This is a genomic window from uncultured Veillonella sp. (assembly GCF_905209685.1).
GTDB lineage: Bacteria > Bacillota > Negativicutes > Veillonellales > Veillonellaceae > Veillonella.
On sequence record NZ_CAJLUB010000084.1, the window covers coordinates 1 to 8,107 of the forward strand.

8 protein-coding genes are annotated in these 8,107 nt (G+C 38.3%); all 8 read left to right on the plus strand.

The features are described from left to right. The first annotated feature begins 128 nt into the window (after positions 1–128). The 8 genes from QZ055_RS06685 (at position 129) to QZ055_RS06720 (ending at position 8,026) form a co-directional block, all read left to right on the plus strand. Positions 129–458 (plus strand): co-chaperone YbbN, encoded by a 330-nt coding sequence (locus tag QZ055_RS06685; RefSeq protein WP_105089399.1) that lies wholly within the window; start codon positions 129–131, stop codon positions 456–458. A gap of 281 nt (positions 459–739) precedes the next feature. Continuing rightward, positions 740–1,879 (plus strand): hydrogenase small subunit, encoded by a 1,140-nt coding sequence (locus QZ055_RS06690; protein WP_105089398.1) that lies wholly within the window; start codon positions 740–742, stop codon positions 1,877–1,879. Continuing rightward, a complete protein-coding gene (locus tag QZ055_RS06695; RefSeq protein ID WP_227721466.1) occupies positions 1,879–3,780 on the plus strand; it encodes a nickel-dependent hydrogenase large subunit in 1,902 nt (633 codons plus the stop codon). Before QZ055_RS06690 ends, QZ055_RS06695 begins: the two co-directional genes overlap by 1 nt. 14 nt (positions 3,781–3,794) lie before the next feature. Next, positions 3,795–4,604 carry a Ni/Fe-hydrogenase, b-type cytochrome subunit gene (cybH, locus tag QZ055_RS06700; RefSeq protein ID WP_105089396.1) on the plus strand — a complete coding sequence of 270 codons (810 nt, stop codon included), beginning with the start codon at positions 3,795–3,797 and terminating at the stop codon, positions 4,602–4,604. Beyond that, on the plus strand, positions 4,597–5,175 hold the full coding sequence (locus QZ055_RS06705) for a HyaD/HybD family hydrogenase maturation endopeptidase (RefSeq protein ID WP_295820132.1): 579 nt from the start codon (positions 4,597–4,599) through the stop codon (positions 5,173–5,175). Before cybH ends, QZ055_RS06705 begins: the two co-directional genes overlap by 8 nt. 46 nt (positions 5,176–5,221) lie before the next feature. After that, on the plus strand, positions 5,222–5,599 hold the full coding sequence (locus tag QZ055_RS06710) for a hydrogenase expression/formation C-terminal domain-containing protein (RefSeq protein ID WP_295825490.1): 378 nt from the start codon (positions 5,222–5,224) through the stop codon (positions 5,597–5,599). 523 nt (positions 5,600–6,122) lie between these two features. Further along, complete coding sequence (locus QZ055_RS06715; protein ID WP_295825493.1) at positions 6,123–7,133, plus strand: glycosyltransferase family 2 protein; 1,011 nt, start codon at positions 6,123–6,125, stop codon at positions 7,131–7,133. Positions 7,134–7,216: 83 nt separating this feature from the next. Beyond that, positions 7,217–8,026, plus strand: coding sequence for an NlpC/P60 family protein (locus QZ055_RS06720; RefSeq protein WP_295805345.1), 810 nt, complete (start codon positions 7,217–7,219; stop codon positions 8,024–8,026). Positions 8,027–8,107 lie beyond the last annotated feature (81 nt).

The window sequence follows — 8,107 nt, forward strand, 5'->3', positions numbered from 1 at the left end:
ACTGTACGCCTAGAAAGATAATCGTCACCGCGCAAGCGGAACAGAACTCGGCTTATTGATTGCTTGCTTCCATATTTAAGATATAATTTATAGTATACAAGATTGTAGATCTTTGTTAGGAGAACTTCATGGCAATTACAGCGATTACTAGTGTGCAAGAATTTGATGAAAAAGTACTTGGCTCTAAAGGTTTAGCTATTGTTGATTTCTGGGCTGCCTGGTGCGAACCTTGCACTGTTATGCGTCCAGAAGTAGAAGCAGTAGCTGAACGTTTAAAAGGACAAGTAGAGTTCTTTAGTGTTGATGCAGAAGATAAAAATCTTCGTGGTATTTTGTTGAAAGAAGATATTGATGGTATTCCATCTATGGTATTCTTCCGTGATGGCAAAATGCTTGATTCCCTTGTGGGTTACAAGAAAGCTGATGTGCTTGAGTCCCTAATCAAGGAAGTTATCTAATTTATTGATAACTAATGAATTTTACAAAAAATATATAATACAAGGCTGTATGCAAGTTAAATAAACTTTCTTGTATACAGCTTTTTTATTTGAATTATATAGTTTTCATAAATATTAAGTGATATAATAAAGTAGTAAGAATATGATTGTTATCATAATAGCTGTGACGAATTAGATAGTACATTATTTAATTTTCATAGTATGATTATTATCATAATAGTTGTAGTTCATTAAGTAATATTGATATATTGCGCAAAGTTGTTGTAAGGAGGCTATATTCCGTGAAGAATCGTATAAACAGTTTATGGACACTCTTCCAAGAGCGACGTTTGAGTCGACGCACATTTATGAAATCCTGTGTAGCACTCACCGCTATTCTAGGCTTGCCACCAACGATGTTAGACACTGTTGTTAAGGCAGCTGAAACAACTGAATTGCCTACGGTAATTTGGCTACATGGTCATGAATGTACTGGTTGTAGTGAGTCCTTTATTCGCTCATCTTCTCCATTTACATCTGATGTAATTTTGAATATGATTTCTCTTGAATATGATGATACTTTGGCGGCTGCATCTGGTGCACCATTAGAGGAACATTTAGAGAAAATCATCAAAGAAAAAGCAGGCAAATACATCTTGGCTGTTGAAGGTGGTGTGCCACTTGATGAAAATGGTGTTTACTGTACAGTAGGTGGTCGCACATTTAAAGAATCCTTATTAGAAGCGGCTAAAGGCGCAGCAGCAATCATTGAATATGGTTCCTGCGCAGCTTGGGGTGGTATTCAAGCGGCTAAACCAAATCCAACAAATACAGTATCTGTATCTTCTGTTGTATCTGGTAAACCTATTATCAAAGTTCCGGGTTGTCCTCCAATTCCAGAGGTTATGACTGGTGTAATCATGCACTATGCATTATTTGGTCAAATTCCACCTCTTGATTCTCAAGGTCGTCCTAAACAATTTTATGGCAATCGTATTCACGACACATGCTACCGCCGTGCCTTCTTTGACTCTGGTCTCTTCGTTGAAAAATTCGACGACGATGCATCCAAATCTGGTTGGTGCTTGTACAAAGTAGGTTGTCGTGGACCTCAAACATATAATTCTTGTGGTAACTTACGTTGGTGGAATGGTTTATCCTATCCAATTCAATCCGGTCACGGTTGTATTGGTTGCTCTGAAAAGGGCTTCTGGGATAATGACGTATTCTACAAACGTTTACCAGATATTCCATTAGCTAATACCATCACAACTGCTGATACAATCGGTACAGTGGCTGCTGTTGGTGCTACTGCAGCAGTTATCGTTCATGGTGCTGCAACTCTTACGCGTAATAAAATTCTTGATATGAAAGAAGAAAAACGCTTAAAAGAACAAGGCTTATGGGATGAAAAGAAACATAATAATGGAGGAGGTCACTAATGAAACGCGTAGTAGTAGATCCGATTTCCCGTATTGAAGGTCATTTACGGGTAGAAATAAAAGTTGATGAAGCGAGTGGTAAAGTAGAGGACGCATTGTCTTCTGGTACTGCTTGGCGCGGTATCGAACTTGTTGCTAAAGATCGCGATCCTCGTGACCTTTGGGCGTTCGTACAACGTATTTGTGGTGTATGTACTACAACACATGCCTTAGCAGCATTACGTGCTGTAGAGGATGCTCTTGGAATTACTATTCCTAAAAATGCAAACTACATTCGTAATATCATGCATAGCTCTTTAGATGTACATGACCATATTGTTCACTTCTATCATTTACACGCTCTTGACTGGGTTAGCCCTGTAGCAGCTCTTAGTGCAGATCCAGCTAAAACAGCACAATTACAAAATGATGTATTAAATACTTATAATGTAAGTGGTTTAGCGCCTGCTGAAACTGCGTCTAAAGACTCTGCATATCCTAAAGAGTTCCCTAAAGCTACAACTGCTTATTTCACAGCTATACAACAAAAGATTAAGAAAATTGTAGAATCTGGTCAATTGGGTATTTTCTCCGCTCAATGGTGGGATCATCCTGATTATAATTTGTTGCCACCAGAGGTTCATTTGATGGCCGTATCCCATTACTTGAATATTCTTGATCGTCAACGTGATATCGTAATTCCTCACGTTGTATTTGGTGGTAAAAACCCTCATCCGCACTATGTTGTAGGTGGCATGCCATGTTCTATTTCTATGAATGATATGAATGCGCCTATTAATACACAACGTCTTGCTGCGGTAGAAGAATCTATTGCATTGGCTAAAGATTTGGTAAATAATTTCTACGTGCCAGATCTATTAGCTATCGGCAAAATGTATGTAGAAAAAGGCATGATTGATGGCGGTGGCCTTGCGAAAAAACGCGTTATGTCCTACGGTGACTATCCAGATGATACATATTCTGGCATTTCTAATGGTGACTACCATAAAAAATGTGTGGTTCGTTCTAATGGCGTAGTTGAAAACTTCGCTTTAGGCGTAGATAAAGCTACATTTATTCCATTAGAAGGTAAAGACTTCATGGATCCTCAATACCTCAGTGAAGAGGTTGATCACTCCTGGTTCACATATCCAGATGGTAAAAGCTCTCTTCATCCTATCGAAGGTGTTACAGATCCTAAGTTTACAGGCCCTAAATCTGGTACAAAAGAAAAATGGGAATTCCTTGATGAAGATAAAAAATATTCTTGGATTAAATCCCCAACTTTCAAAGGCAAAACTGCAGAAGTTGGCCCATTAGCAAAATATATCGTTGTATATACAAAAGTAAAACAAGGTATCATTAAAGATCCAACTTGGGCAGAATCCATGATTGTTCGTCAAATCGATACAGTATCTCAAGTACTTGGCGTTCCTGCTCACGTATGGATGACTACAATGGTTGGTCGTACAGCATGTCGTGGCCTTGATGCACAAGTAGCAGCAAATATGAGTCAATACTTCTTTGATAAACTCGTTGCTAACATAAAAAATGGTGACACTACTGTAGCTGATATGACTAAATTTGAGCCAAATACATGGGATAAAGATGCTAAAGGTGTTGGCCTTGTAGATGCTCCTCGTGGTGGTTTGGGTCACTGGATTCATATTAAAGATGGTCGCTCTGCAAACTATCAATGTATCGTACCATCTACATGGAATGCATGTCCTAAGACTGCAGCTAACGAACATGGTGCCTACGAAGACTCCATGATTGATACACATGTAAAAATTGCAGATAAACCACTTGAAATCTTGAAGGTAATTCACTCCTTCGACCCATGTCTCGCATGTGCAACCCATTTATACAATAAAAAAGGCGAAAAAATTGTTTCCGTCAATACAGATGCATTGTGTAAATAAAGGGTGGTGGGCTTATGTTAATACATACTGACAAAAAGGCGTATGTCGTATTTAGTTTATGGCTGCGCATATTCCACTGGACTATGGTGCTTAGTGTAACGGCTTTATTCTGGACTGGCCTATATATTGGTGATCCAGGATTTGCAGCTATTACAGGTAATCCAGAACCAACCTTTGCAATTGACGGCTGGTTCTCTATGGAAACTATGCGTCGTATCCATTTCATTGCGGGTGTTATCTTAACATTCTCCTTTATCTTCCGATTTGCTGGTGCTCTTTGGAATCGAGGAGACAGATTATTACCTAAATTCCGTCAAAAACGGTATTGGTACGGTCTTAAAGAAACTACATTGCACTATTTGATGATTCCTCAAAAGCATGAACATCATTGGCTTCGTAACTCCTTAGCGAGAACTGCGTACATGATGGTGTACATTATGTTCTTCTTTGAAATCTTAACGGGTTTTGCCATGTTTTCAATGGTTAATCCTAATGGTATTTTAGGAACTTTATTTGCTCCAGTTGTTACATTATTTGGTGGTGAATACAAGGTTCATATTATCCATCACTATATTGCTTGGGGCTTCTTGTTCTTTACTATCGTTCATGTGTACATGGCATTCCGAGAAGACGTTATGGAAGAATCTGGCGAAGTATCTGCTATGGTTTCTGGTATGAAGTATTATGCGCATGACCCAATCGATATTGAAGACCTCAATGGCAAACGCCGTCGTGGTGAACGTATCGATAAACCATCTGGTACAACATATCGTCCAAGTGATCCTAACGATCCTAGAGAAAGAGAATTACAAGAAAATGACTAATACAAGTACTGAAATCATCAGTGGCTTGGAACAATACGCGGACTCAGAGGGTCCGCGTATTGATTTAAATAGCCTTTATGATGATGGTAATAATGAAATCGTCCTACTCGGTGTAGGTAATATATTACTTACTGACGAGGGGTTAGGGGTTCATGTAGTAAAAGAGTTGAAAGAGTCTTTCACATTTACACCGTCTATTTCTATTATTGATGGTGGAACGATGGGAATGGAACTGCTTACGTATATGCGTGGTATGAAGAAAATTCTTCTCGTAGACGCTATCAATGGTGGGGAAGCTCCAGGAACTATATATGAGTTCCCTCATAAGGAATTAGAACAATATTTTACAGAACATATTTCTGTACACGAAGTAGGAATGCAAGATATTTTACGTATCCGCGCCATTCAAGAAGACCCCTTAGAGGATGCAGTCGTTATTGGGGTGGAACCAGAATCGTTAGAGATTGGTTTTGAACCTAGTGCACCTGTACAACGAGCTTTACCAGAGGTGAAAGAACGTGTACTCAATGTGTTACGAGAATGGGGTGTAACTGCAGAACCTAACACTTAAACTAATCGGTTTATAGGATGTAAATTTATCTCTAATAGGAGTATTTATGATTGAGAATTATGGTAATGTTCGCGCTGTGTTAAATGAGTTGCGTTTAGCACTTAAAAATTTGCGTGAAACAGGTGAGACTTATTCTATTTATATAGAGAAAACAGGTCTTTCAGAAGAAGAGCAAGTGGAGGTATTAGAAACACTTGGTCGTGGTCATATTACGATTAACTTCAATGAAACAGATCAGCCTGTAGAGTGGTATGAATCTCAATTCTCTGGAATTTGGATTGGCACCTTTAAAAATGGCCGAGATGATTCGATTTTGCACACTGTAGAGGTTGCTAAGTATCCAGTCGTAGCTGGTGCATATGAAGAGGATATGGAACTAGCAGAGGCGGATTTACAATCTTGGATTGATGCTGCTGGCCTATAATATAAGAGACCCTTATCAGGGTCTCTTTCTTCTCTGTAGGAGAATATTTTGGTGATTTAGTTAGTTAGAATCATTAAATTAGCTTTGTTTTTTATAATGTTAGTATTTTATTCATATTTTGAGTATATATAATTGGTTTGTATATAGAAAAATTTGTAAAATTACGATGGGTTTTATGAAAATAAAATGAAATCAGTCGAATTTCTTGTATTTGGTTCAGAAAATATATTTGATTTTTTGATTAATTGTTGGTTTAGCTAGTTAATAACAGAATTTATTATCTTTTTACTAATATAAATTTATTTTATAATACTGTTTGTTAAGTAGTTTCATATATAAAATGATATTTTACTTATTTGATATACTTATATATAAGGTAAATGAAGAGAAAAAGCGGTAGAGTGCGAAGAAATCGCTTATTTACTGAATTTGTAGATATAAATTCGCCTATTGTTAACCTTGATGATTTGCCTTAATTTACTAATTAACTTAAAATATGTGAGTAAAATACTTTGGAGGATTTATGTTACTTTCTATTGTAGTGCCTGTATATAACGAAGAAGAGAACATAGCGAATTTTTATAAAGCTGTAACTGATGTTATGTCAGGACTCACGTACGATTATGAAATAATCTTCGTAGACGACGGTTCTAGTGATTCGTCATCTATGATATTGCGTGAAATTGCTTACAATGATAAACATGTCAAAGTGTTATTGCTTGCTCGTAATTTTGGGCATCAGACTGCGCTTACTTGTGGTCTTGATTATGCTCATGGAGATGCAGTTATTACAATGGACGGTGACATGCAGCATCCACCAGCTTTGATTCCTGAACTTGTTCGGTTGTGGGAATCGGGGTATGATGTGGTGCGCACCATACGCGATTCAACTGAAGATGCTAGTTGGGCTAAATCTTTCACGTCTAAGTATTATTACAAACTAATGAACAAAATGGCTGATGTTCCTATTGTTGAAGGTGGATCTGATTTCCGTCTCATGAATAGTAAAGCATTGGGCACGTTGAAACGGTTTAGAGAACATGGTCGTTTCTTACGCGGTATTGTCGGTGCCTTAGGGTATAGACAAGCTGAGTTGCACTTCGTAGCGCCACCTCGTTTTGCAGGGGTCTCAAAGTTTAGTGTGCGTAAAATGATACGATTTGCTCTCGATGGGGTAACAGCCTTTTCAAGAGTTCCTTTACGGGCTGCTTTGTACGTCGGTGTACTATGTGGTGGGTTGAGCTTCTTGCTTATATTGCACCTCTTGTATGTATATCTTACGGGTCAAGCCTTGAATGGATGGACTACCTTGGGCGTATCAATTTTGTTCATTGGTGGGATTCAACTCGTCGGACTGGGAATTATTGGCGAGTATGTAGGTCGTATTTTTGAAGAGGTGAAGCAACGGCCTTTGTATTGGGTTAAGTCAGCTATAAACTTTGATGAGCATGAAGAGGCTCCATTACTTGGACCTAGTAGTGCAGATGTGTTTATGGCACCTGAGACTTATACTAACAAAAGCAAAGAAGACTAGCTGTATTTGTGAATGCAAATAAATAGACGGTTAGTATATTTTGAATAAATAACTTACTTTAAAAGTTTTTGGAAAGGAAGCATATGAAGTCAAAATATAGTAAGGTTAAAATAACGGCATTAACATTAACTTTTGTGTGTGCCACAACAGCCATGGTAGGTGCAACAACATTACAATATGGTGATAAGGGCAAAAGTGTTACAGCGGTTCAACAACAACTAATTAAACACGGTTATAATGCTACAGATAAAAATGGTGTATATGGTAAAGAAACGAAATGGGCAGTTCGTCTGTTCCAACAAGATCGTGGTTTACCAGTGGATGGTATCGTAGGTCCTGCTACGTATAATGCATTGATGAGCGCTCCTCGTTCTACGAAGGCAGTATTGACTCAAAATGCGGCGACTAAAGCAGTGGCGACGAAATCCGCTTTCACAAACAGCAATGCGACGTCTCGTCGTATCGCAGGTCAATCCATTACTGGCAAAAATATTAAATTAAATAATATTACGAAAAGCGAAACACCAAATAGCATCCATGCTATCTTGGCAGAAGCGGACAAATACCGCGGTGTACCATATGTATTTGGTGGTACGACTCCAAGTGGTTTTGACTGCTCTGGTTATGTTAAATATGTATTTGCGAAACAAGGTATCTCTTTACCACGTTTGGCAGATGAACAATATAACGTAGGTGTTGAAGTTTCTCGTGCGAACTTGAAAGCCGGGGATTTGGTATTCTTTGAAACATATGAACCAGGTCCGTCTCACTCCGGTATTTATATTGGTGATGGCAAGTTCATCAGCGCCACTTCCAGTCGTGGTGTAGCAGTAGCAGATCTTGATACTGGCTATTGGGGTGAACGCTATATCGGCGCAAAACGCGTTATATAGGCTAATACAATACTAGCTTTAAAAGAGGCTATACGAATCAATTATGTTCTGTTGATTTGTATAACCTCTTTTTCGTTTATG

Bases quoted from the DNA above. Each gene is read 5' to 3' on its own strand.
- QZ055_RS06685 (WP_105089399.1), top strand. From the start codon at position 129: ATGGCAATTACAGCGATTACTAGTGTGCAAGAATTTGATGAAAAAGTA.
- QZ055_RS06695 (WP_227721466.1), top strand. From the start codon at position 1,879: ATGAAACGCGTAGTAGTAGATCCGATTTCCCGTATTGAAGGTCATTTA.
- cybH (WP_105089396.1), top strand. From the start codon at position 3,795: ATGTTAATACATACTGACAAAAAGGCGTATGTCGTATTTAGTTTATGG.
- QZ055_RS06705 (WP_295820132.1), top strand. From the start codon at position 4,597: ATGACTAATACAAGTACTGAAATCATCAGTGGCTTGGAACAATACGCG.
- QZ055_RS06710 (WP_295825490.1), top strand. From the start codon at position 5,222: ATGATTGAGAATTATGGTAATGTTCGCGCTGTGTTAAATGAGTTGCGT.
- QZ055_RS06715 (WP_295825493.1), top strand. From the start codon at position 6,123: ATGTTACTTTCTATTGTAGTGCCTGTATATAACGAAGAAGAGAACATA.
- QZ055_RS06720 (WP_295805345.1), top strand. From the start codon at position 7,217: ATGAAGTCAAAATATAGTAAGGTTAAAATAACGGCATTAACATTAACT.